This window comes from Mesorhizobium sp. M1D.F.Ca.ET.043.01.1.1 (assembly GCF_003952385.1).
GTDB lineage: Bacteria > Pseudomonadota > Alphaproteobacteria > Rhizobiales > Rhizobiaceae > Mesorhizobium.
Genome location: NZ_CP034444.1, coordinates 3,633,444 through 3,655,708 on the forward strand (window position 1 = coordinate 3,633,444; position 22,265 = coordinate 3,655,708).

Annotated in this window: 21 protein-coding genes; 10 read left to right on the forward strand and 11 right to left on the reverse strand. The window is 66.4% G+C overall.

Features of this window, described 5'->3' with window-relative positions:
• Positions 1-4 precede the first annotated feature (4 nt).
• Together EJ067_RS17830 and tsaD are read right to left on the reverse strand one after the other, a co-directional pair.
• Positions 5-1,018 (reverse strand): NAD(P)H-dependent glycerol-3-phosphate dehydrogenase, encoded by a 1,014-nt coding sequence (locus tag EJ067_RS17830; protein WP_126086923.1) that lies wholly within the window; start codon positions 1,016-1,018, stop codon positions 5-7.
• Positions 1,015-2,100 carry a tRNA (adenosine(37)-N6)-threonylcarbamoyltransferase complex transferase subunit TsaD gene (gene tsaD / locus EJ067_RS17835; protein ID WP_189510784.1) on the reverse strand — a complete coding sequence of 362 codons (1,086 nt, stop codon included), beginning with the start codon at positions 2,098-2,100 and terminating at the stop codon, positions 1,015-1,017. The genes EJ067_RS17830 and tsaD overlap by 4 nt, the downstream gene beginning before the upstream one ends.
• A gap of 226 nt (positions 2,101-2,326) precedes the next feature.
• Between tsaD and hemC the strand changes: the two genes are divergently transcribed.
• The 6 genes from hemC (at position 2,327) to EJ067_RS17865 (ending at position 8,367) form a co-directional block, all read left to right on the forward strand.
• A complete protein-coding gene (gene hemC, locus EJ067_RS17840; RefSeq protein WP_126086925.1) occupies positions 2,327-3,253 on the forward strand; it encodes a hydroxymethylbilane synthase in 927 nt (308 codons plus the stop codon).
• 1 nt (position 3,254) lies between these two features.
• A complete protein-coding gene (locus EJ067_RS17845) occupies positions 3,255-3,965 on the forward strand; it encodes a uroporphyrinogen-III synthase (protein ID WP_126086926.1) in 711 nt (236 codons plus the stop codon).
• Positions 3,966-4,064: 99 nt separating this feature from the next.
• Entirely contained in the window at positions 4,065-5,534 is a 1,470-nt protein-coding gene (locus tag EJ067_RS17850; RefSeq protein WP_126086927.1) for a COG4223 family protein, read from the forward strand.
• 10 nt (positions 5,535-5,544) lie between these two features.
• Entirely contained in the window at positions 5,545-7,125 is a 1,581-nt protein-coding gene (locus tag EJ067_RS17855) for a heme biosynthesis protein HemY (RefSeq protein ID WP_126086928.1), read from the forward strand.
• A 31-nt stretch (positions 7,126-7,156) separates the two neighbouring features.
• A complete protein-coding gene (locus tag EJ067_RS17860) occupies positions 7,157-7,636 on the forward strand; it encodes a TerB family tellurite resistance protein (protein ID WP_126086929.1) in 480 nt (159 codons plus the stop codon).
• A 14-nt stretch (positions 7,637-7,650) separates the two neighbouring features.
• Positions 7,651-8,367, forward strand: a complete 717-nt coding sequence (locus EJ067_RS17865) for a glutamine amidotransferase (RefSeq protein WP_126086930.1) — start codon at positions 7,651-7,653, stop codon at positions 8,365-8,367.
• A gap of 62 nt (positions 8,368-8,429) precedes the next feature.
• Here EJ067_RS17865 and EJ067_RS17870 read toward each other — a convergent pair whose 3' ends face one another.
• From EJ067_RS17870 to EJ067_RS17905, 8 genes are all read right to left on the reverse strand, one after another.
• Positions 8,430-9,104 (reverse strand): peroxiredoxin-like family protein, encoded by a 675-nt coding sequence (locus EJ067_RS17870; protein WP_126086931.1) that lies wholly within the window; start codon positions 9,102-9,104, stop codon positions 8,430-8,432.
• A 400-nt stretch (positions 9,105-9,504) separates the two neighbouring features.
• Entirely contained in the window at positions 9,505-10,743 is a 1,239-nt protein-coding gene (locus tag EJ067_RS17875) for an MFS transporter (protein ID WP_126086932.1), read from the reverse strand.
• Positions 10,744-10,900: 157 nt separating this feature from the next.
• Positions 10,901-12,001 carry an aminotransferase class I/II-fold pyridoxal phosphate-dependent enzyme gene (locus EJ067_RS17880; RefSeq protein WP_126086933.1) on the reverse strand — a complete coding sequence of 367 codons (1,101 nt, stop codon included), beginning with the start codon at positions 11,999-12,001 and terminating at the stop codon, positions 10,901-10,903.
• Positions 12,002-12,115: 114 nt separating this feature from the next.
• Positions 12,116-12,580: a MucR family transcriptional regulator gene (locus EJ067_RS17885; RefSeq protein ID WP_126086934.1), complete on the reverse strand. Its 465-nt coding sequence runs from the start codon at positions 12,578-12,580 to the stop codon at positions 12,116-12,118.
• Between the two features lie 181 nt (positions 12,581-12,761).
• Complete coding sequence (locus EJ067_RS17890; RefSeq protein ID WP_126086935.1) at positions 12,762-13,466, reverse strand: ROK family protein; 705 nt, start codon at positions 13,464-13,466, stop codon at positions 12,762-12,764.
• Between the two features lie 15 nt (positions 13,467-13,481).
• Complete coding sequence (gene zwf, locus EJ067_RS17895; protein ID WP_126086936.1) at positions 13,482-14,858, reverse strand: glucose-6-phosphate dehydrogenase; 1,377 nt, start codon at positions 14,856-14,858, stop codon at positions 13,482-13,484.
• A gap of 13 nt (positions 14,859-14,871) precedes the next feature.
• Complete coding sequence (gene gnd / locus EJ067_RS17900) at positions 14,872-15,885, reverse strand: phosphogluconate dehydrogenase (NAD(+)-dependent, decarboxylating) (protein WP_126086937.1); 1,014 nt, start codon at positions 15,883-15,885, stop codon at positions 14,872-14,874.
• Between the two features lie 45 nt (positions 15,886-15,930).
• Positions 15,931-18,336 (reverse strand): glucan 1,4-alpha-glucosidase, encoded by a 2,406-nt coding sequence (locus EJ067_RS17905; RefSeq protein WP_126086938.1) that lies wholly within the window; start codon positions 18,334-18,336, stop codon positions 15,931-15,933.
• A 312-nt stretch (positions 18,337-18,648) separates the two neighbouring features.
• On the opposite strand from EJ067_RS17905, the gene EJ067_RS17910 reads away from it, so the two are divergent.
• Both EJ067_RS17910 and EJ067_RS17915 read left to right on the forward strand, forming a co-directional pair.
• Entirely contained in the window at positions 18,649-19,923 is a 1,275-nt protein-coding gene (locus EJ067_RS17910; RefSeq protein WP_126086939.1) for a histidine kinase, read from the forward strand.
• Positions 19,923-20,663 (forward strand): response regulator transcription factor, encoded by a 741-nt coding sequence (locus EJ067_RS17915; RefSeq protein ID WP_126086940.1) that lies wholly within the window; start codon positions 19,923-19,925, stop codon positions 20,661-20,663. Before EJ067_RS17910 ends, EJ067_RS17915 begins: the two co-directional genes overlap by 1 nt.
• Positions 20,664-20,670: 7 nt before the next feature.
• Here EJ067_RS17915 and EJ067_RS17920 read toward each other — a convergent pair whose 3' ends face one another.
• Entirely contained in the window at positions 20,671-21,009 is a 339-nt protein-coding gene (locus EJ067_RS17920; RefSeq protein ID WP_126089660.1) for a putative quinol monooxygenase, read from the reverse strand.
• Positions 21,010-21,142: 133 nt separating this feature from the next.
• Here EJ067_RS17920 and EJ067_RS17925 point away from each other — a divergent pair, with 133 nt between their 5' ends.
• Complete coding sequence (locus EJ067_RS17925) at positions 21,143-21,337, forward strand: 4-oxalocrotonate tautomerase family protein (protein ID WP_126086941.1); 195 nt, start codon at positions 21,143-21,145, stop codon at positions 21,335-21,337.
• Entirely contained in the window at positions 21,337-22,227 is an 891-nt protein-coding gene (locus tag EJ067_RS17930) for an SMP-30/gluconolactonase/LRE family protein (protein ID WP_126086942.1), read from the forward strand. Before EJ067_RS17925 ends, EJ067_RS17930 begins: the two co-directional genes overlap by 1 nt.
• Positions 22,228-22,265 lie beyond the last annotated feature (38 nt).

Sequence of the window (22,265 nt, forward strand, 5' to 3'; positions counted from 1 at the left end):
ATGTTCAGATGTCGGTTTCGGTTTTGAGCGGCCGCGTCATCAGCGCGGTCACCGCCTGGCCGATGGTCACCTTGCGATCCAGGATGGCGGCGACGGCTGAAATGATCGGCGCCTCGATTTGGCGCTCGGCGGCGATACGGGCGGCAATGCCGGCCGTCGGCACGCCTTCGGCGAGCGGCAGGCCGGCAAGCGGCTTGCCCTGGCCCAGCGCCAGGCCATAGGCGAAATTGCGCGATTGCGCCGAGGAACAGGTGAGCAGCAGGTCGCCGAGGCCGGAAAGCCCCATCAGCGTCTCCGGCCTGGCGCCGAAGGCCGCGCCGATGCGGCGCAATTCGACGAAGCCGCGGGTCACCATGGCGGCCTGGGCGCTGGCGCCGAGCCGGGCGCCGGTGACGGCGCCGGCGGCGATGGCGAAGACGTTCTTCAGCGCGCCGCCGATCTCGACGCCGATCAGGTCGTCGCTGGAATAGCAGCGCAGGTTCTCGGCCGAAAAGCGGGCGGCGAGCTCCGCCGCCAGTTGCCCGTCCCGGGCGGCAACCACGACGGCTGTCGGCAGGCCGCGCGCCACATCGCTGGCAAAACTCGGACCGGAAAGTGCCGCGACAGGATTGCCCGGCAGGTTTTCCTCCACGATCGTCGACAGCAGCGCGCCGGTATCGCGCTCGATGCCCTTGGCGCAGAGGACCAGCGGCACGCCGTTCGGCACATGGCCGCCGGCCGTGGCCAGCACCGCGCGCAGCGATTGCGCCGGCGTCACCGCCAGCACGCAATTCGTACCGTCGAGCGCCGCGGCGACATCGCTGGTGGCGACGATGCCCGGCTCGATCGCGATGCCGGGCAGATAGCGTGGGTTTTCGCCGCGATCGATCGCGGCGACGGTTTCGGCATCGCGCGCATAGAGGCGCACGAAATGGCCGGCGCGCAGCATTGCCAGCGCCAGCGCCGTGCCCCAGGCGCCGCCGCCGAGCACCGCAACGCGCCATCCGCTCGCAGGTCTTCTTTCCCCGCTCGTGGTCATGCCTTGGCACCGCGCCGGCCGGAGCCGACCAATGGAGCCGAAATGCTGTCCAGCGGCCAGCGCGAGCGCGGCACGAAGTCGGCGGCATTCTCGCCGACGATCCCGGCACGCAGCCGCTCGATGCCGGCCCAGGCGATCATCGCGGCATTGTCGGTGCAGAGCTTCTGCGGCGGCGCCACGAATGCAAAGCCGGCTTCGGAGCACAGGGCTTCGAGCGTCGCCTTGATCGTCCGGTTGGCGGCGACACCGCCGGCGACGACCAGCGCAGGGTTCGCCTTGTCGGGAAATTCCTCACGGAAACGGGCGAGCGCGCGGGCGACACGGTCGCCCAGCGTGTCGGCCACCGCCGCCTGGAAGGAGGCGCAGATGTCGGCGACATCCTGGTCGCTGAGCGGCGCGATCGCCGTCGCCGCCTGGCGCACGGCGGTCTTCAGTCCTGAGAAGGAGAAATCCGGCTGCGCGGCACCTTTCATCGGACGCGGAAAGGCAAAGCGGCTCGCATCGCCGCTTACCGCCGCCTTCTCGACATTCGGTCCGCCCGGATAGGGCAGGCCGAGCATCTTGGCCGTCTTGTCGAAGGCCTCGCCCAGCGCGTCGTCGATGGTCGTCGCCCAGCGCTGGTAGTCGCCGACGCCGCGCACCGCGACGATCTGGGTGTGGCCGCCTGAGACCAGCAAAAGCAGATAAGGAAAATCCAGCCCATCGGTCAGCCTGGCAGTCAGCGCATGGCCTTCGAGGTGATTGATGGCAATCAACGGCTTGTTGGCGGCGGCGGCGATCGCCTTGGCGGTCATCAGTCCGACGATCAGTCCGCCGACAAGGCCGGGCCCGGCGGTCGCGGCAATCGCATCGATCTCGTCCAGCGAAACCGCCGAATCGGTCAGTGCTGCCGCGACGATGCCGTCCAGCGCCTCGACATGGGCGCGCGCGGCGATCTCGGGCACGACGCCGCCGAAGGCCGCGTGTTCCTCGATCTGGCTCAGCACGATGTTGGACAGTATTTCGGGCGCGGAGCCGCCGTCCAGCGCCACCACGCTGGCCGCCGTCTCGTCGCAGCTCGTCTCAATGCCCAGAACGCGGATCAATTCGTCGCTGTCCTCGAAGATTGTGTCTCAGGCCTTTCCTATATAGGAGGTCAGTCGGTATTCAGGTGATGCCGGCCTGCAAATGGCGGTTTTCTGCGCTTCCGCTGCTCACGTACCAAAAATACGCTGCGCTCGGCTCTCGAAACCCACCAATGTCGGCGCGGCCTGACCTGAATCTCGGCAGACCTCAAAGCCGCCTGGGGGTTATCACGGACCGCGCGCCATGCAAACAACCTTGAAAATCGGAACACGCGGCAGCCCGCTGGCGCTGGCCCAGGCGCATGAGACGCGGGCGCGGCTGCTGAAGGCGCACGGCTTGCCTGAGCAGGCCTTCGAGGTGGTGCCGATCTCGACCAGCGGCGACCGCATCCAGGACAGGCCGCTTTCGGAAGCCGGCGGCAAGGGCCTGTTCACCAAGGAAATCGAGGAAGCGCTGCTCGATGGCCGCATCGACATCGCGGTGCATTCGTCGAAGGACATGCCGACGGTGCTGCCCGAAGGGCTGGAGCTCGCCACCTTCCTGCCGCGCGAGGACGCGCGCGACGCCTTCATCGGCAAGACGGTGAAGCGGATCGCCGATCTGCCGCACGGCGCGACGATCGGGTCTTCGTCGCTGCGGCGCCAGGCGCTGATCCGCCGGATGCGGCCGGACCTCGACGTGGTGATGTTCCGCGGCAATGTGCAGACGAGACTGCGCAAGCTGGACGAAGGCGTCGCCGAGGGCACCATCCTCGCCTGTGCCGGGCTGAAGCGCCTCGGGCTCGAGAGCGTCATCACCGATTTGATGCCGCTGGATATTTTCCCGCCGGCGCCTGGCCAGGGCGCGATCGGCATCGAAAGCCGCATCGGCGACGGCGCGGTGGCAAAAATGCTGGCGGCCATCCACGACGTGCCGACCGGCCAGGCCTTGGCCTGCGAGCGCGCCTTCCTCGCCGCGCTCGACGGCTCCTGCCGCACCCCGATCGCCGGCCACGCGACCATATCGGGCGAAAAACTGGCTTTCGCCGGGCTGATCATCTCGCCCGACGGCACCGAGTCGCATGAGGTCCGGCTGGACGGCCCGGCTCGGGATGCGGCGAAAATTGGCGCAGAGGCTGCACGGACGGTGCGCGCCAAGGCCGGCGCCAAATTCTTCGAGGGCTGGGCCTGACATGATCCGCGTCCTGGTGACGAGGCCGGAGCCGGGCGCCTCTCGTACGGCCCGACGGCTTGAAGCCCCGGGATTTCAGCCGATCCTGCTGCCGCTGACCGAAACGGCGGCGCTGCCGGTCGAGACCAGCGTCTTTCCCGCCGCAGCGGTCGCCGTCACCAGCGCCAACGCGGTTCGTCATGCGCCGGCGAATCTGGTCGCGGCGCTTGCCGCCTTGCCTTGCCACGCGGTCGGGAAAAGGACCGCCGATGCCTGCCGAACGGCTGGATTTACGTCCGTCTCCGAAGGCCCCGGCGATGCCGAGGCGCTGGCCGGTGCGATAGCCGACAGGCTCGCAGGCAAGGATATGATCTATCTTTGCGGCCGTGTGCGCTTTCCGGTGTTCGAGGAACGGCTTGCGGCGGCGGGGATGCGCGTTCGGCCTGTCGAGACTTACGACACCGTCGAACTGGACTACAGCGATGCCGACGTCATTGCCCGATTGTCGGGCTTGCCGGTCGAGGCGGTGCTGCTCTATTCGGCCAAGGCGGCCGCTGCGACGATTAGCCTGATCATGCGCCCAACGCTGCGGCATCTCTTTGAAAGCACGGAGTTTTTGACCCTTTCGGCACGTGTCGCCAAGGCATTGGAGGGGGTCGGCGGGGCAAAGGTCCGCATTGCGGCGCAGCCTGACGAGGACGCGTTGCTGGCGCTTTTGTCGCTGCCGCGCTGAGCCGCGTCATCACACCGCCCCTTTTCACCGCTTGGTGATGTGCTAGAGCATCCCCTAGACCCTTCGAACCATCCACAATCCAGTTCGCGGAGCCCAAGCATGGTCAAGACGCCGAAGGTGCGACATTCGAAGAGCCGCCGCGAGCCGGTGATCATCGAGCTCGAACCCGGCGCCGTCTCGCGAATCACCGGCGAGGATGCCGCCAAGGACGAGGCCAACCCGCAACAGACCGACGAGGCGAAGGCGGAGGAAGCGGCCGACGCCTCGCAGCCTGACGCTCCGGAAGAGCCGATCCATGCCGAGCAGACCGACGTCGAGGCGTGGGAACACGCCGATACGGCGCAGGCCGCGGCTGACGGGCCTGAAGCCAAAGGCAAGGACGAGGCGGAGGCGCCCTATCCGGGCGGCGAAGAGGCTGCGAAAAGCGAGCCAAAGAGCTTCGGCTATAATTTCGAGGACGCGTCGACCAGGACCGGTCCGGCCCCCTCGGCGCCGAAACCGGGCGAGGCCCGGAGCGACGATCATGCGGCGCCGCCATCCGGACGCGCCGGGGTGCGCACCCTCGCAGCCGGTGTCATCGGCGGCGTGATCGCCCTTGCCGGCGCCGGTCTCCTGCAGGCGGTCGGCCTGCTCGGCTCTCCGGCCTCGGGCGGACCGTCGCTCGACGGCGTCAATGGCGAGATCGCTTCGCTTAAGGGCGAGATCGCGGCGCTGAAGGAGGCGGGCGATGCCGGCGCCTCGGCCAAGGTCGACGGCCTGTCCTCGGCGCTCGACCAGGTGAAGTCGGATATCGCGGCGCTGAAATCGTCGGCCGGGCAAAGCGGCGACGGCACCGCGCTCAAGGCGCTCAACGACAAGCTCGGCCAGATCGAGACGGCAGTCGCCGACCTGCAGAAGGCCGGCAGCGCCGCTCCCGTCGATCTCGGACCGCTCAACGAGAAGCTCGCCGGGCTCGACGCGCTGGTCAAATCGGCCGGCGACGCGGCGAAGGCCGAAGACGGCCGGATCGCGGCGCTGGAACAGTCGGTGCAGCAGCTCTCCGGCAAGGTCGAGGCGCAGGCCTCGCAGCCGAAGATCGCGCTGGCGATTGCCGCTTCGGCGCTGAAGGCGGCGCTCGATCGCGGCGCGCCCTTTGCGACCGAGCTCGATACGTTCGCCGCGATCGCGCCGGACGCGCCCGAGCTTGGCGTTCTGCGCGGCTATGCGGAAAAAGGCGTGCCGACCCGCGCCACGATCGCCTCGGAAGCCGATGCCGCCGCCAATGCCATGGTCGAGGCGGCGACGCCGGTCGACCAGAATGCCGGCTTCTTCCAGAGCCTGGTGTCGAGCGCCGAATCGCTGGTCAAGGTGCGGCCGGTCGGCGCCGTCGAAGGCAAGGGCGCGCCCGAAACCGTGGCGCGCATGGAGGTGGCGGTCAACCAGGGCGACTATGCCAAGGCGCTCGGCGAATACGACACGTTGCCCGACGCGGCGAAAGCGGCCGGCGCCGATTTTGCCGGCAAACTGAAGGCGCGGCTCGAGGTCGAAAAGCAGATCGAAGCGTTGATTGCCGGCGCGACGAAGGCGTGAGGACCATCCGATGATCCGCATCCTCATCTTCCTTGCCGTCGTCTTCGCGCTGGGGCTGGGCTTTGCATGGCTGGCCGACCGTCCGGGCGAGATGCTCGTCACGTTCAACGGCTACCAGTACCAGGTCACGCTGATGGTGGCGGCGGTGGCGATCGTCGCCGTGGTCGCCGCGGTAATGATCGCGTGGTGGCTGATCAAGTCGCTGTGGAACAGCCCTTATACGATCTCGCGCTATTTCAGGGTGCGCCGCCGCGACCGCGGCTACCAGGCGCTGTCGACCGGCATGATCGCGGCCGGCGCCGGCGACGGGGCGTTGGCGCGCAAGAAGACCAAGGAGGCTGCCAAGCTGATCAGCTCCGACCAGGAGCCGCTGATCAACCTGCTCGACGCGCAGGCCTCGCTGCTCGAAGGCGACCATGAAGGCGCGCGGGAAAAGTTCGAGCGCATGCTCGACGATCCGGAGATGCGGCTGCTCGGCCTGCGCGGTCTCTATCTCGAAGCCGAGCGGCTGGGCGACCGCAACGCCGCGCGCCATTATGCCGGGCGTGCCGCGGCGGTGGCGCCGCAGCTCGCCTGGGCGGCGGAATCGACGCTGGAGGAACTGACCGAGCGCGGCGACTGGGACGGCGCCCTGAAGCTGGTCGAGGCGCAGAAATCGACCCGGCAGATCGAGCGCGACGCCGCCAACCGCCGCCGCGCGGTGCTGCTCACGGCCAAGGCGCAGGCGCTGGTCGACAGCGACCCGAATGCCGCCCGGACCGCGGCGCTGGAAGCCAACAAGCTGGCGCCCGATTTCGCGCCGGCCGCGGTGATCGCGGCCAATATGCTTTTCCGGCAAAACGATGTGCGCAAGGGGTCCAAGATCCTGGAGACGGCCTGGCGGGCCGAGCCGCATCCGGACCTCGCCGAGCTCTACACCCATGCGAGGCCGGGCGATGCCGTGCTCGACCGCCTCAACCGGGCGAAGAAGCTGCAGGAGATGAAGAAGAACCACGCCGAATCGTCGCTTGTAGTGGCGCGCGCCGCGCTCGACGCGCAGGATTTCGCCACCGCCAGGCGCGAGGCGGAAGCCGCGATCCGCATTGACCGTCGCGAGGGCGCCTATCTGTTGCTGGCCGACATCGAGGAGGCCGAAACCGGCGACCAGGGCAAGGTGCGGCAGCTTTTGTCGAAGGCCGTGCGCGCGCCGCGCGATCCGGCATGGGTCGCCGACGGCGTCGTCTCCGAGCGCTGGGCGCCGGTGTCGCCGATCACCGGCAAGCTGGACGCCTTCACCTGGCGCGCGCCGATGGAGCGGCTGGGGCAGCTGATCGACAGCGAGATCGACGCCGCCATTCCCGCCATTCCCGCCATCCCCGCCGCCGCGCCCGCTGCGCCGGATGAAGACAAGACGATCGATATCGCGCCTGACGGCACAGCCGAGAAGCCGGCCGCCGCGGCTGCGAACGGGGAACAGAAGGACGGGGCCGTCGCCGCTGCCGACGACATTGCGGGCGAGCAGGCGCCGGAGCCGCCGCGCTTGCCGGATGATCCCGGGGTGACGCCGGAAGACGAGGCGGAAAAAACGCCGCGCCGGTTTCGTTTGTTCTGAGGCCGGGTCTGGCGGACAGGGAATGGTTTAGATGTTCGAACGTGTGCTGTCGTTCTTGAGGGATTTGCCAGCCGGCGGCGGGGCCAAGCCGAACGCCGACGATCCGCGCGTCGCGGCCTCGGCGCTGCTCTACCATGTGATGAACGCCGACGGCGTGCGCCAGGATGTCGAGTGGGAGCGGTTCAAGGAGATCCTCGCCGAGACCTATTCGATCAGCGGCGACGAGCTCGACGCATTGGCGGCCGCCGGCGAGCGCGCCGACAACGAGGCGATCGACCTCTACGCCTTCACCAGCGTGCTCAAGCGCCATCTCGATGCCGAGGCGCGCAAGGCCTTCATCGGCCTGATGTGGGAGGTCGTCTATGCCGATGGCGAGTTGCACGAGCTGGAAGACAACACCGTCTGGCGCGTCGCCGAACTGATCGGCGTCGAGCGCCAGGACCGGATCGAGGCGCGCCGCAAGGCGGCGGCCGACGCGCCCGGCGCGCGCGGAACCTCGAGCGACGAATAGGATTTCGCCTGCCCATGCCACCCGGACCGCGGCCGAGACCAAAAATCCTGATCGTGCTGCATCAGGAGACTTCGAGCCCCGGCCGGGTCGGCCACATGCTTCTGGAAGAAGGCTTCGATCTCGATATCCGCCGGCCGCCGCTTGGCGACGAACTGCCGGGCACGCTGGACGGCCATGCCGGGGCGGTTATCTTCGGCGGGCCGATGAGCGCGAACGACTCCGAAGAGTTCGTCCGGCGCGAGACCGACTGGCTCGAAGTCCCGCTCAGGGAGAACCGGCCCTTCCTCGGCATCTGCCTCGGCGCGCAGATGCTTGCCAACCATCTCGGCGGCAAGGTCGACGGCCATGACGAAGGGCTGGTCGAGATCGGCTGGTATCCGCTGAAGGCGACCGAGGCCGGCAAGAAACTGCTGCACTGGCCGGAGATGGTCTACCAGTTTCACCGCGAGGGCTTTTCGCTGCCCAAGGAGGCGACGCTGCTGGCGACGGCGGAGACCTATCCCAACCAGGCCTTCCGCTATGGCGACAATGCCTGGGGCATCCAGTTCCATGGCGAACTGACCCGGGTGATGATGCAGCGCTGGGTGGTGCGCGGCGCGCATCGCTTCGAATTGCCCGGCGCGCAGCCCGGCCGCGACCATCTCGGCGGCCGGCTGATCTGGGACATGCACCTCAAACGCTGGTTGGGCGAGTTTCTGGGGCTGATTTTTGGCGGGCCGGCGGTGGGTTAGAGCAAAACCCAATTGCTTGGAGTGGCTGGACAACTTCGCATAGTCCTGCGCGTAGCCCCACCTTACCTTCCGATTTGTGATGCCGCCGACATCAGGTCCTGAGTGTTCGGGGCGCCGAATAGGCCACCATCGAGGATCTCGTTGGAGGTCCAGCGAACGACGCCATCACGGTCCAGCAAGAACTGACCGACGAGCTGCCCAACGCCGGTGGCCATCATCTGTTGATCCGCTTCGGTGATGTCGTAGCCGTCCTTCTTGTTCAGATATTCGAGCGCCGCAAACGGGTTCATCGGTTCCGGCATCTCGCCCGGCAAGTCGACCCGCATCGACTTCACTTCGCTCATCGAAACCTTTTGCGGCCATGCGCTCTCGTCTTCGGTGATCTGCATATTCGGCAAGCCAAAGGCGCGGTGTGAAGTCCGCTCCGGATCGGATGCCGCGAGCAGGCCGAGCATCGGATGGTACCGCAGATAGAGGCGGGCCCGGTCGATGGGCGTGTTGACCACTGTCAGGTTTTCGATACCCTTCTCGTTGAGGGCCGGGGTGAGTTGCGAAAGCATGGCGATATGGCGCCTGCAAAAAGGACAATGGAGACCTCGATACAGCCCAACCAGCACCGGTTTCTCGCCTCGGAAATCGTCGATGGCGATCTTGCCCTCGCGGGTAATCGCGTCGAGCACGACATTGGGCGCCATTTCGCCAAGTTGCAGCGGGCCTATGTTGAGACGTTCTGACATGCTGATCCCTCCTCCCGGGTCAATTCACAACGGATGTGCGGGCGGGTGGCTTGAGCCCATGTGCGGCACATACGTCCTTGGGCATGCTGAAATGACGGTCGGCCCTAGGTCGGCGTCGATAGAGCACGGAGTGGGCGGACGCTAAGGCGTCCTTAGGGAGGGCAACGCTTTGCTAGATGGCGCTGGTGTCCGCTTTAGCCCAATTGCGTAGATTGAACGTCCGATATGTCTAGTGCGTTTCACCGTTTCACGGAAACGGCGAAACGCACTATCTCCTTGTTTTGACGCAATTCCAGACGGAAAACCGCTCACACTTTTCCTGGAATTGCTCTAGATGCCGAAAGCTGCAGGCATTCTGACGGCCCATCTCAGCCGGTGTCGGCGCAAGCTTGGCGGCCAACTAGCTCCGGCTATTCAAATGCCGCACCTGTCGCAGCGCCGGGAACAGCCAGGCCCACAGGCCGGCCACGGCGATGGCGCCGATGCCGCCGAGCACCACCGCCGGCACGGTGCCGATCAGCGCCGCCATGGTGCCGGCGCGGAATTCGCCGACCTCGTTGGAGGCGCCGACGAAGACCTGGTTGACGGCGTTGACGCGGCCGCGCACCTCGTCCGGCGTCCAGAGCTGGATCAGTGTCTCGCGGATATAGACGCTGAACATGTCGGTGGCGCCGAGCATGGCGAGCGCCGCGATCGACAGCCAGGTGAGGGTCGAGATGCCGAACAGAACGGTGAAGGCGCCGAACAGACCGACGAAGCCCAGCATGATCTTGCCGGCGTGGTCGCGGATCGGGTGGCCGGCGAGCCAGACCGCCACGGCGATGGCGCCGATGCCGGGCGCCGAGCGCAGCAGGCCGAGACCCCAGGGCCCGAGGTCCAGAATGTCGCGCGCATAGACCGGCAGCAGCGCCGAGGCGCCCGACAGAAGCACGGCGAAGAGGTCGAGCGAGATGGCGCCGAGCACGATCTTCTCGCTCCAGATATAGCCGAAGCCGGCAAACAGCGTCTGCATCGTCGGCTTGTCGGTGGCCGTCTGCTGGGCAGGCTTCGGAATGGTGAAGACGAGCAGCGCGGCGACAAGCATCAGGATGGCTGCGGTGGCGTAGGCGGCTTCCGCCGACAGGCCGTAGAGCAGGCCGCCGGCGACCGGGCCGACAATGGTCGCCATCTGCCAGGCGGACGAGTTCCAGGCGATGGCGTTGGCGAAATCCTGCGGCGGCACAAGATTGGCGACCAGCGAGGACGATGCCGGCCCGTAGAAGGCGCGGGCGATACCGAACATGGCGAGCACGACGAAGATCGGCACCGGGCTGCCAGGGCCGCGCAGCGTCAGCAACAACAGGGTGAGCGCGCAGCCGGCCTCGACAAGCGACGACAATGTCATGATCAGGCGGCGGCCGAAGCGGTCGGCGACGACGCCGGTGACGAGCACCAAAAGCAACGAAGGCAGGAACTGGACGATGCCGACGATGCCGAGATCGAAAGGGTTGCGCGTCAGGTCGTAGATCTGCCAGCCGACGGCGACGGAGACGATCTGGGTGGCGAAAGTGGTGAGAAAGCGCGCCGTCCAGTAGCTGAGGTACGGCCGGTGCCGGAATGCGGCGTAACGCTGTTCAGGTGAAACTGCTTCGGCGGTCATGATTCGAGGGCCCCGTTGTGACATCGGCCGGCGGGGCACTTCCACGGTGGGCGCTGGTCCGGCGGCAAACCCTTAGCCCAGTTCGTCCTGCCATGCGCGCAAAAAAACCGCGCGGGATGAAGGAAATGCGGAAATCATTGTTCGCAATGGAAGAGGCTCAGCCTCTCAGCGCGGCCGAGATGGCCTCCAGCCCGCCGCGCAATTCAGCCTCTTTCGGCCAGCCGAAGCCGACGCGGAAGAAGCGCTTCGGCATCTCGAACCAGTGGCCGGGCCCGACATAGGTGCCGTGCTCTTCCAAGAGCCTGGTGTAGAAGCGGTCGAGGTCGAAGCCGGCATCGACGTCCAGCCGCGGGAAGCCGACGACGCCGCCTTGCGGCCGTACCCAGTCGACCAGCGGTTCGCCGTCGATCCAGGCTTGCACGATGTCGCGACGCTTCGTCATCTCCGGCAGCAGCGACTTGAGGAAGGCGTCGCGGCGCTCGAGAATGGAGCGCGCGACCGCCTCGTCGATGACGCTGCCGCAGATGCCGATCTGCTCCTTGGCGGCGAGGAAGGTCTCCTGCAGTTCCTTGTCCCTGGTGACCAGCCAGCCGATGCGGATGCCTGGAATGCCGAAAGCCTTGGACAGCGAGGAGACGCTGATGGCGGCGGCACTCAGCGATGCCGCCGAAGGCAGCTTTTCGTCATAGGAAAGGTCGCGATAAGTCTCGTCGACCAGCAGACGGCAGCGCCGGCTCTCGGCAAGCGCGATCAGCGCGTCGAGATCGGCGCGGGCCATCATCGTGCCGGTCGGGTTGTGCGGGCAGGTGACGCTGATCAGCCTGGTGCTTGGCCGCACCGCCGCCGCGACGCGCTCGATGTCGATCGCAAAGCCGTTGTCGAAATCGAGATCGACATAGGAGATGGCGCAGCCGATCGCCTTGGGCGTCTCGATGTTGGTGGCATAGTTCGGCCGCAGGACGACGAGATGGTCATCGGCCGAAAGCAGCGAGGTGGCGATGATGAACAGCGCGCCGGCAGCGCCCGCGGTCACCAGAACGTCGTCGGCGGAGAGTCCTCCGTCCTGCGCGGCGATCAGCGCGCGCAGCCCTTTTTCGCCGCGATGCTCGCCGTAGAACAAGGTGAGGTCGGGCAGCGAAAGGCCGATGTCGGAGAGTTTCCGGTCGGCGATCGAGCTTTCGGAAAGGTTGTAGCGGATACGGTCGTAGCCATACTCCTCCGGCGCCTCCTTCTCGATCACCATCCTGGCGTAGTTCATGGCCTCATCCCCACCAGCCTGCTTCTCCCGTCATCCAAGCCACAAAAGCAGGAAGCCTGCCAAGGCGCTTTCGCCCGGCAGGCTTCCTGAAATCGTTGGTGCAGCCGGATCGGCTCAGGCCGTCGCCTTGGCCCGTCTTCCCCTGGCGGGCTTCACCGGGGCCGCTTCCGCCTTGCGGCCGAGGCCGATCGATTTGGCGAGCTCGGAGCGCGAGGCCGCATAGTTGGGTGCGACCATCGGATAGTCCGCCGGCAGGCCCCATTTGGTCCGGTAGGCCTCCGGGGTCAGTCCGAAATGCACGCCGATATGGCGCTTCAGCGATTTGAACTTCTTCCCGTCCTCGAGGCAGATGATGTAGTCCGGCGTCACCGAGCGGCGGGGGTTGACGGCGGGAACGGGCGGGGGCGCCGCCGGGGCCGGCGGCTGGTTCAGCCCGCCGATCGAGGAGGCGACGCTGGCGATGAGACCGCCCAGGTCCGAAGCGGGCAGCCGGTTCTTGGCGACATAGGCCGACACGATGTGAGCGGTGAGCTCGAGCAGGTCGACTTCTTCCTTGGCTGTATTGGTATCCTCGTCCACGTCAATTCCTCCTCTATGCCGCACGGCCGCAAATCGGGATGCAAATCAGAGCACTGCCGTTCCTTCGCGGGCGCATGGCGGCGGCAGGCCGGCGAATTCCTAGTCGGCAAATCTGCTCGGCGCAACGATAAGCGGCGCAATTACACGCTATTTTGAACAAGTATACTGGAAAGTAAAAATATCAGACGACCAGCGCCTTGTCGCGCCACAGTCGAAATCCGCCTTCGAAGGCGCGTGTGTTGTCGCCGCGCCTGGATTTTTCCGGCAATTCATCGAGCTTGTCGACATTGCCGCCGCCGATAACCACATAGTCCGGCTGCAAGGCGGCGCGAAGCCTGTCTACGACATCGAAAACGTATTTGCGCCATTTCTTCTTGCCGTACTTTTCCAGGCCGCGCTCGCCGACATAATCCTCGAAGCTGCAGCCTTTCTTGTAGGGAAGGTGGGCAAGCTCCATCGGCTGCCCGACGTGGTCGAGGATCATGGCAGCACCCAGGCCGGTGCCCAGGCCGAGGAACAGCATGCGGCCACCTTCATAGCTGCCGATCGCCTGCAACAGCGCATCGTTGACGACCTTGACAGGCTTGCCGAAGGCGGCGCCGAAATCGTAGCCGTTCCAACCCTTGCCGAGATTGAAGGGATCGAGCGAAGGCTTGTTGTCCCTGACCGGGCCGGGATAGCCCATCGAGATCACGTCGTAGTCCAGACCCTCGGCCAGTTTCTTCACCGAAGCGACCATCTGCTGCGGTGTCAGGCCCGGCCCGGACTCGGCGCGGCGCATGTCGCCGCCGGCGCTGGTGAGGATCTTAACACGCGAGCCGCCGACGTCGATGGTGAGCACGACCGGTTCGCCGGTCGCCGCAGCCGGTTTTGCCGCCTTCGCCATTCCGTTCCTCCCATGCTACCTGGTCGGATTGATCCAGCCGTTGGGCGGGCCGAAGCCGTTCATGGCATCGGCCGGTCCCCAGGTCTTCGGCGCATAGATCTGCGGCGGCGTGGTGTCGCCGAGCACCGGTCCGACAATGCGCCACGCGAGCTCGGCCGCGTCCTGGCGGGTGAACAGCTGGCCGTTGCCGTTCATGGCGTCGCCGATCAGCCGCTCGTAGGGCGGCATGTCGCCCTTGGTGTCGTCGAGCGCGGTCAGTTCCACCTGCTCGCCGATCATGTCGTCGCCGGCCACCTTGCGCTGGGCGCCGATCGAGATCGCCACCTGCGGGTCGATGCGGAAACGGACATAGTTGGCGTCGCCCGGCTTGATCGGATCGAAAACGTCGAGCGGCGGCCGCTTCAGCCGCACGATCACTTCGGTGGCGTGCACCGGCATGTTCTTGCCGGCGCGGATGAAGAACGGCACGTCCCGCCAGCGCCATGTGTCGACGAAGAAGCGGACCGCGGCGAAGGTTTCGACCGGAGAGTTCGGCCGCACGCCAGGCTCCGCCAGATAGCCGTCGAACTGGCCGCGCACGACATCGTCCCTGGTCAGCGTGCGGATCGCGCGCAGCACCTGCACCTTCTCGTCGATCAGGTCGTCGGCCGAGCGGCCGACCGGCGGCTCCATCGCCAGAAGCAGAAGGATATTGAGCAGATGGTTCTCGATGACGTCGCGGATGCAGCCGACGTCGTCATAGAATTTGCCGCGGCCGTCGATGCCGAAATCCTCGGCCATGGTGATCTGCACGCTCTCGACGAAGTTGCGGTTCCAGATCGGCTCGAGAAAGGCATTGGCGAAGCGGAAATAGAGCAGGTTCTGGATCGCTTCCTTGCCGAGATAGTGGTCGATGCGGAAGATCGACTGTTCGTCGAACACCAGATGCAGCACGCGGTTCAGCCAGCGCGCCGACTGCAGATCGTGGCCGAAGGGTTTCTCGACCATCAGCCGCGCGCCGCGCGCGGTGCCGGACTGTTCCAGCCCTTGCACGACGGTTTCGAACATGGTCGGGGGCACGGCCATGTAATGCAGCGGCCGCTGCGCCGGGCCGAGCGCCGTCTTCAGCCTCTCGAAGGTGGCGGGATCGCGATAATCGCCGCTGACATAGCGCAGCAGCGAGGCGAGCTTGGCGAACACCTTGTCGTCGACGGCGCCCAGCGCATTGACGATGCCGTCGCGGGCACGGTCCACCAGTTTGGCGAGCTCCCAAGGGTCGAAGGCGACCCCGATCACCGGCTCGGCGAGCGTCCCCTTGGCGACCATGTGGTAGAGCGCCGGAAATATCTTCTTGTGCGCAAGGTCGCCGGTCGCCCCGAAAAGCACCAGCGTGTCGGACCTCTCCTGGCTCATCCTGTCTCTCTCCTCAGGCGCCGGTCTTCGACTTCTCGACATGCCCGCCGAAGGCATAGCGCATGGCGGACAGAAGCTTGTCGGCGAAGGCGGACTCGCCTTGCGATGAGAAGCGGTCGAACAGCGCCGAGGAGAGTACGGGCGCCGGAACGCCGGTGTCGATCGCCGCCTTCAGCGTCCAGCGGCCTTCGCCCGAGTCCGACACCCGGCCGCCGAACTGCGTGAGCGAGGGGTCGTTCTTCAGCGCGCCGGCGGTGAGGTCGAGCAGCCAGGAACCGATGACGCTGCCATGCCGCCAAACCTCGGCCACCTGGGCGAGGTCGATATCGAACTGGTAATATTGCGGGTTTTCCAGCGGACTGGTCTCGGCGTCCGCGGTCCGGCCGCGTTTGCCGGCGTTGGCCGATTTCAGGATGTTGATGCCTTCTGCATAGGCGGCCATGACGCCGTACTCGATGCCGTTGTGTACCATCTTGACGAAGTGGCCGGCGCCGCTCGGCCCGCAATGCAGATAGCCGAAGGCCGCGGTTCCGGCGTCTTTTGAGGGGTTGGTTCCGGCATCGGCGCCGGGCGCCAGCGTGGCGAAGACCGTATCGAGGTGCTGCACGGCCTCATCGGGGCCGCCGATCATCAGGCAGTAGCCGCGCTCGAGACCCCAGACGCCGCCGCTGGTGCCGACATCGACGAAGCTGATGCCTTTGGTCGCCAGTTTCGCGGCCTGGTCGACGGCGTCATGATAATAGGAATTGCCGCCGTCGATGATGATGTCGCCGGGCTCCATCAGCGCCGCCACCTGGTCGACGATCCTGCCGGTGATCGCGGCCGGCAGCATCAGCCAGGCGCAGCGCGGCTTGGCGAGCTTGGCGACGAACTCTTCCAGCGAGGCGGCGCCGACGGCGCCGTCCTTGACCATGCCGGCGACGCTTGCCGAATTGATGTCGTAGACGACGCATTCATGGCCGTCGCGCATCAGGCGGCGCACCATATTGGCGCCCATCCTGCCCAGTCCCATCATTCCGATCTGCATGGTGCCATCCCGATTGCTTGAGGAAAGAAGATTCTGCTGGCCGTCTTATGCGCCGATATCGACAGTGAAGTCGACATTCTCCCAACGGCTGGCTTCGGGCCAGAAAAAAGTGAAGGCGATCGTCGATCCCGGCGGCAGGCCGGTAACGGACAGATCGACCAGATGGACGCCGAAGGCGTTCTCGGTCGTCTTGTCGTCATGCACCGTCAGCCATTTGTCGCTGCTCCAGTGAACAACGCCGCGCGCCGCAAGTTCCACACGCAGGACCTTGCCGGCGGGAATGGAGCGGATCTTGTTGTTGAAGCGCCATGAGCGGAAGGGCGAGACGGTCTTTTGCTTGATATAGCGTTCGACGCCTTGGGGCGGGATGTCGAAGACCCTGCGATCGCGCAGCGAGCGCAACAGCTTGATATGCTCGGCATGCGCCCAGACCAGCGGCATGGCGCTGCCGGAGGGCGCGCCGAGCCGCAATTCGCGCTCCGGCATGTCGGGCCTGTCCCAGACCTGCTCCGGCAGCAGGCCGCCGACGCTGGCCGAGCGCTCGAATGTTTCGAGCAGCTCCGCCGCTTTCCCGGGACGTCCGGCGGCCAGCTCGTAATGCGCGCGCTCACCGGCGAGCAGCGGCCAGGGCCGGCCCCGGCCGGTGCCGTCGAAGGGTGAGCCGTCGTCATGCTCGCCATAGCCGTCGCCACTGTAGCGGTACCAGACCGGGCCCTGCGGCAGGTCGCAGCGCAGCGTGGCGTCGATGACCTTGACGGTGTTCAGGATGCGCGGATCGTCGGCGGCCCTGAGCCCGAAACGGACCAGCGCCAGCGCATCCGGGCTGACGATGGCTTCGGCCGGCTTGTCGGTGTCGCCGGGCGGCCGGTTCTTGATCGGCACGAAACCGTCCTTGGGCGAAGCGGCGCCGGCATCGTTGGATGGGGCGATGCGGATATAATAGCCATCGACGCCTTCCCTGGCGCAGAGTTCGGTGCCGGTGACATAGGTCCAGCGCTCGATCTCTCCGTTCCAGCAATCGGCGGTCTCGCGCAGATAGTTTGCCGGCTCATTTTTGCCGCAGGCGTCGAGCATGTCGGCGGCGACGAGAAGAGCCGCGATCTCGACGGCCAGCGTGAACGGGCTGTAGCCGGCGTCCTCCTCCCAGCGGTCCTCGCCGGTGACGGGGCCGTTACGCACCACATAGGAGGCCGCGCTCTCGATCATGGCCAGGAACTCGCCAAGTTTGGCGGGCGGCAGATGGCCGGCGCGGCGCAGCGCGTCGGCGAGCAACAGCGGAAAGGCGCACTCGTCCATCTGGATGCCGGGCCAGTAAGGCGTTCCGCTCGACCAGCAGTTTTGCGGCCAGTGCCCGTCCGGCTGCTGGATCGAGCGCAGATAGGTGAGGATCTGCAGCGCCTGCCTGGCGTCGCCGGCGGCGAGGAAGCCGCCCGCCGTCTCGACCAGATCGCGCGGCCAGACCAGATGGTAGCCGCCGAGATCGTCGTCGCCCTTGTTGAAGCCCCAGGGGATCGAGAGACTGGCGACGGCGGCGCCGGGCCTGGCGACCGACAGATGCGAGGCGAGCACCGCCGTGCTGATGCGGTAGGTGTTCAGGCCGGAAGCAGAATGCCGGTCGAGCTTTTCCAGCCCGGCCTGGAATTTCCGCCAGTTGGCGGCATAGGTTTCGGCGGCCGCCTCGAAACCGCCCTTCAGGCTGGCCAGCGCGATCTCCGCCGCCTCTTCAGGCCAGGCGCCGAAGCCGAGCGCGAGCAGGGCCATGCCCTTGCCTGCCGGGAAGCCGATCTCGCCAGTCAGCGCCACATTGCCGTCCTCCGCGCGCTCAAAGGCCGGATCGAGCGCGCCGCCATCCCGAAGCAGCTGCCAGCCGTCGGAGAAGCCGACATAGCCGGCCGAGCAGTCGCCCCAGGGCAGCGATGAGGCGAGCGCGACCGAGACGCCGCGGCCTGACGCAAAAAGGATGCGCTGTCCCTTGTGCTCGCCGACCCAGGCGGTGTTGCCCATGCCGGCATTGACCAGATGCGGCGCAAGCAATGCGTAAACGCGATAGTCCGCGGCCTGACCCGTAAGCGCCGCGAAGGTGATTTCCTGCAGCAGGGCAGGGCGTTTCGGGTCCGTAACAATGCGCTTTTCTACCCGGTAGGAGCCATCGGCCGCCGTGTTGACCAAGCGGTAGGCCGGCACGCCGTCCTCGAACGGCTCGATCGTGTGCACCGCATCGCGCTTCTCTTCCGAGAAGGAGCCGTGGGGTCCGGTGACGATCAGCTCCATGTCGCGCGTGCAGGCGCTGTCGAGGCGCGGATAATAGACCTCGTTCAATATGCCGTGGCTGACGGTGAACCAGAGCGGGCTCTTCGCCGAAAGCGCGGTGCCGATGCCGCTCTTGGCGCTTGACGTCCAGCGCGCGGGAATTCCCGGGGCGCCCTGTGCAATGGTCGGCGTCACTGCCATGCATTGATCTCCTGGCGCCGTTCCCAAAGCGCATCGCGATCTTTCAGGTTCGCTTTAGGTTTTTGATCTTACGCATGTCTTTGTCCCGAACCGGTTCCCGCTTTCGGGAGACATGCTTAGACCAGGAGCCGGCGGGTTTTCAATCTTCGCACCTGAAGTTGATCGCCCTGCCGCAACGTGAGCCCTCGTTGACAGGCGCACCGTCAAGCGCTCACTATTTCGCAACCAGGGAGGACTGCGGAAAAGCATTGGAGGCTGCGCCACGAGGCCCGGCATGGCGCGTTTTTCCGCGGCATCATCCAGGGAGGAAACATGTCGGAGGTATCTCCCCAGCTGATCGACCGGCTGCTCGCGATCTCGCGGGCCCTGGCCGGGCATATCGATCCGGGCTCGGCGTTCCGGGCGACGGCGATCGAAATCGGCACGCTCATCCCGCACGACCATATCGACCTGGCGGTGCTGTCGCTCGATGGACGCATGCATGCCTGCTACGAGGCCGGCTTCCACACCAGCTGGAGCGATCTGGCGCAGCACCCGGTCGACGGCAGCCCGATCCGTCGCGTCCTGCGGGGCGAGACGCCTTATCTCCTATCCGGCAATGCGCTGATCGACGACCGCTTCCACTTCGAGGGAGCCTTCGACGGGCCGATCTTCGCCGCCAAGCTGCGCAGCCGCATCATCGTGCCGCTCAGGGCCCGCGGCAGCGTCATCGGCGCGCTCAACATCAGCCGGCACGAAGCCGGCTGCTACACCCAGGAAGACGTCGAGATCGCCCAGCAATGCGCCGACCTGATCGGCCCTTACATCTTCGCGCTGATCCAGACCGAGGAGGCGCGCCGCGCCATGCTCGCCGAGAGCGAGGCGCGCAACCGCGCCGAACTGCTGAGGGTCGGCGCCTCGCAATTGACCGAAGGCATGGAGCGCGAGCGCCGCCGCATGGCCATGGACCTGCACGACCAGACGCTCGCCGACCTCGCCCGCATCGCGCGCCAGGTCTCGGCCTTCCGCAGCCGGGGCGTGGCGCGGACGGCCCAGCTCGCCGATCTCGAGCAGGAAGTGGCGGGCTGCCTGGCGGAACTGCGCCACATCGTCGACGACATGCGGCCGAGCGTATTGGAACTGTTCGGCCTGCGCGACGCAGTCGAGGCGCATCTCAACCGCAGCGTCGCCAGGGCCAAGCCGCCGATCGCGGTGCGCATCGCCGACGCCAGCGACGGCAGCGCCGACAGCCTGTCGGAAACGTTGCGCACGGCGCTCTACCGGATCGTGCAGGAAGCGATCAACAACGCGGTGCGCCATGCCGGGCCGAGCCGCATCGAGGTGCAGCTCGCCTCCACGCCGGGCACGTTCAGCGTGACCGTCTGCGATGACGGCCATGGCTGCGGCACGGTCGACCCCGCCGCTCAGGGCGGCATCGGCCACATGCATACGCGAGCGGCGCTTGTCGGGGCGCGTCTGCGTTTCGAGCCGGCCGGCCGCAAGGGCGGCACGCGGGTCGTCATCGAGATCGACCGCGAGCCGACGATGGGCAAGGGCTCGACACGAACCGTGGCGCTGGCAGGCCAATCCGTGGCGGAGGCTATCTGATGCTGGTGATGATCGCGGAAAATGACGGGCTGCACCGCACCTTCGCGCGGCGCACCGTCGAGCAACTGTGGCCGGGCGACGTCGAGGTGATCGAAGCAGGCGACGGCGAGGACGCCATCAGCCTCGCCGCCGAGCGGCAGCCGCCGCATGTCGTGCTCGACCTGCAGCTGCCCAAGGCGACCGGCATCGAGGTGGCCCGCGCCATCTGGAGCCGGCGCGCCGGCACGCATATCCTGTTCTGGTCGAATTTCGCCGACGAGGCCTATGTGCGGGGCGTGGCGCGCATCGTGCCGCCGGGCTCGGTCTATGGCTATGTGCTGAAGTCGGCGACCGAAGAAGGCATGCGTTCGGCGCTGCGCGGCGTGTTCCGCGAGGGGCACTGCATCATCGACCGCGAGATCCGCGGCATCCAGCACCGCGTCCAGGACCGATTCGAGGGCATCACCGACGGCGAATATGAGAGCCTGATCGACATTGCGCTCGGCCTGACCGACCGGGCGATCGCGGCGCGGCGCGGCTTGTCGATCCGCGGCGCGCAAAGCCGCATCAAGCATGTCTACGACAAGCTGGGCATCGTGCCGCCGGAAGACGGCGCCGGCGAAGCGTCGGTCTTCAATTCGCGCACCCGCGCCATCTATCTCGCCATGGCGCGCGGGCTGATCAACATCGACGCGCTGCGGCGCGAGCAGGAGCAGCTCGACGCCTGGCTCGCTCAGGCGACGCCGCCGCAGGATCAGTAGGCCCCGCTCAGTCTGAATTGTGATTGCTCTTCGCCCTCAGAGCGATCGGCTCGGTTTCGATCAGCCTCAGCGACCTGACCATACTAGCGGTCCGCGATTTGTACTTGAGAAAGTGTGGTGTGGTCAGGTGGGCTTGGTAGGCGAACTGATCGGCATAGCATTCGATCACGCGTACCATTTGAGGCGCATCCTTGACCGAGACCGCATGAAGAAACAGCACGCCGGGCTCGTTCTGCACCGAGGCCTCGATCTCTTCGGCGAGCAAGGTCCTGAAGCTTTCGATCTGGCCCGGATCGATCTCCAGTTCCGCAATCCGCACGATCCGCTCGACGGGACGCTCCGCCATCACTTTTCTCCTGCTTACAGCTGCCGACTGTGCAAAACCACAGTCGGCGATGCGCTTAGACCCGTATCGCCCGGCCTGCATCCTGGTTACGCTTTTTTGTCCTACAAAAAGAAAAAAATAGCGGGAGGTGCCCATGCCGTTCGTCAGCATACGGATACTCGAGGGCCATTCGCAAAAGCGCAAGAACGAGATCTCGCGCCGCGTCACCGAGGCGATCAGCGAGGTCGCCGAATTGCCCATGGACAAGATCTGGGTGGTAATCGAGGATGTGCCGGGCAGCGACTGGTTCGTCGCCGGCAAGCCGGTGCGGGAACCGAAGGGCCCGTAATGTCGATCCCGGCGCACGCCCGTCGTTCCGGCTTCGGCGACGTCGTCGGCAATGCGGCGATGGAGCGGCTTGCTACCGGCTACGGCTTCATCGAGGGACCGGTGTGGCATCCTTACGAGAAATGGCTGGTCTTTTCCGACATTCCGCAAAGCCGCATGTACCGGCGCAGCACCTCGGGCGAGATCGGGCTGCTTCGCAATCCCAGCCAGATGGCCAACGGCAACACGCTCGACCGGCAGGGCCGGCTCGTGACCTGCGAGCACGCGACCAGCCGAGTGACGCGCGCCGAGCCGAATGGCGCGACGACGGTCCTCGCCACCCACTACCAGGGCGCGCAGCTCAACAGCCCGAACGACATCGTCGTCGCCACCGGCGGCTCGATCTATTTCACCGATCCGACCTACGGCCGGGCGGAATTCTACGGCGTGCCGAGGCCGCAGGAGCTGTCGTTCCAGGGCGTCTACCGCATCGATGGCGACGGCGCGCGGCTGACGCTCGTCGCCGACGATTTCACGCAGCCCAACGGGCTCTGCTTCTCGCTCGACGAATCGAGGCTGTTCGTCAACGACACCGAGCGCGGCCACATCAGGGTGTTCGGCGTTGAAGCGAACGGCGATCTCAACGGCGGCGCGGTTTGGGCGGTGACGGAAGGCGAGGGGCCCGGGGCGCCCGACGGGATGAAGATCGACAGCCGGGGAAACCTCTATTGCACCGGCCCGGGCGGCATCCATGTGTTCGATGCCTCGGGCGATCTTCTCGGCGTCATCGCGACACCGGAAGATTGCGCCAACTTCACCTTCGGCGACGACGATCTGAGGAGCCTCTACATCGCCGCATCGACCTCGCTCTACCGGCTGAGGGTGCGCGTGCCGGGGCTGAGGCTGTTTTGAGCGTGAGCGCTCGGATCGAATTGAGCGCTCGGATCGGA

Bases quoted from the DNA above. Each gene is read 5' to 3' on its own strand.
- EJ067_RS17830 (WP_126086923.1), bottom strand. From the start codon at position 1,018: ATGACCACGAGCGGGGAAAGAAGACCTGCGAGCGGATGGCGCGTTGCG.
- hemC (WP_126086925.1), top strand. From the start codon at position 2,327: ATGCAAACAACCTTGAAAATCGGAACACGCGGCAGCCCGCTGGCGCTG.
- EJ067_RS17845 (WP_126086926.1), top strand. From the start codon at position 3,255: ATGATCCGCGTCCTGGTGACGAGGCCGGAGCCGGGCGCCTCTCGTACG.
- EJ067_RS17850 (WP_126086927.1), top strand. From the start codon at position 4,065: ATGGTCAAGACGCCGAAGGTGCGACATTCGAAGAGCCGCCGCGAGCCG.
- EJ067_RS17855 (WP_126086928.1), top strand. From the start codon at position 5,545: ATGATCCGCATCCTCATCTTCCTTGCCGTCGTCTTCGCGCTGGGGCTG.
- EJ067_RS17860 (WP_126086929.1), top strand. From the start codon at position 7,157: ATGTTCGAACGTGTGCTGTCGTTCTTGAGGGATTTGCCAGCCGGCGGC.
- EJ067_RS17865 (WP_126086930.1), top strand. From the start codon at position 7,651: ATGCCACCCGGACCGCGGCCGAGACCAAAAATCCTGATCGTGCTGCAT.
- EJ067_RS17870 (WP_126086931.1), bottom strand. From the start codon at position 9,104: ATGTCAGAACGTCTCAACATAGGCCCGCTGCAACTTGGCGAAATGGCG.
- EJ067_RS17875 (WP_126086932.1), bottom strand. From the start codon at position 10,743: ATGACCGCCGAAGCAGTTTCACCTGAACAGCGTTACGCCGCATTCCGG.
- EJ067_RS17880 (WP_126086933.1), bottom strand. From the start codon at position 12,001: ATGAACTACGCCAGGATGGTGATCGAGAAGGAGGCGCCGGAGGAGTAT.
- EJ067_RS17890 (WP_126086935.1), bottom strand. From the start codon at position 13,466: ATGGCGAAGGCGGCAAAACCGGCTGCGGCGACCGGCGAACCGGTCGTG.
- zwf (WP_126086936.1), bottom strand. From the start codon at position 14,858: ATGAGCCAGGAGAGGTCCGACACGCTGGTGCTTTTCGGGGCGACCGGC.
- gnd (WP_126086937.1), bottom strand. From the start codon at position 15,885: ATGCAGATCGGAATGATGGGACTGGGCAGGATGGGCGCCAATATGGTG.
- EJ067_RS17905 (WP_126086938.1), bottom strand. From the start codon at position 18,336: ATGGCAGTGACGCCGACCATTGCACAGGGCGCCCCGGGAATTCCCGCG.
- EJ067_RS17910 (WP_126086939.1), top strand. From the start codon at position 18,649: ATGTCGGAGGTATCTCCCCAGCTGATCGACCGGCTGCTCGCGATCTCG.
- EJ067_RS17915 (WP_126086940.1), top strand. From the start codon at position 19,923: ATGCTGGTGATGATCGCGGAAAATGACGGGCTGCACCGCACCTTCGCG.
- EJ067_RS17920 (WP_126089660.1), bottom strand. From the start codon at position 21,009: ATGGCGGAGCGTCCCGTCGAGCGGATCGTGCGGATTGCGGAACTGGAG.
- EJ067_RS17925 (WP_126086941.1), top strand. From the start codon at position 21,143: ATGCCGTTCGTCAGCATACGGATACTCGAGGGCCATTCGCAAAAGCGC.
- EJ067_RS17930 (WP_126086942.1), top strand. From the start codon at position 21,337: ATGTCGATCCCGGCGCACGCCCGTCGTTCCGGCTTCGGCGACGTCGTC.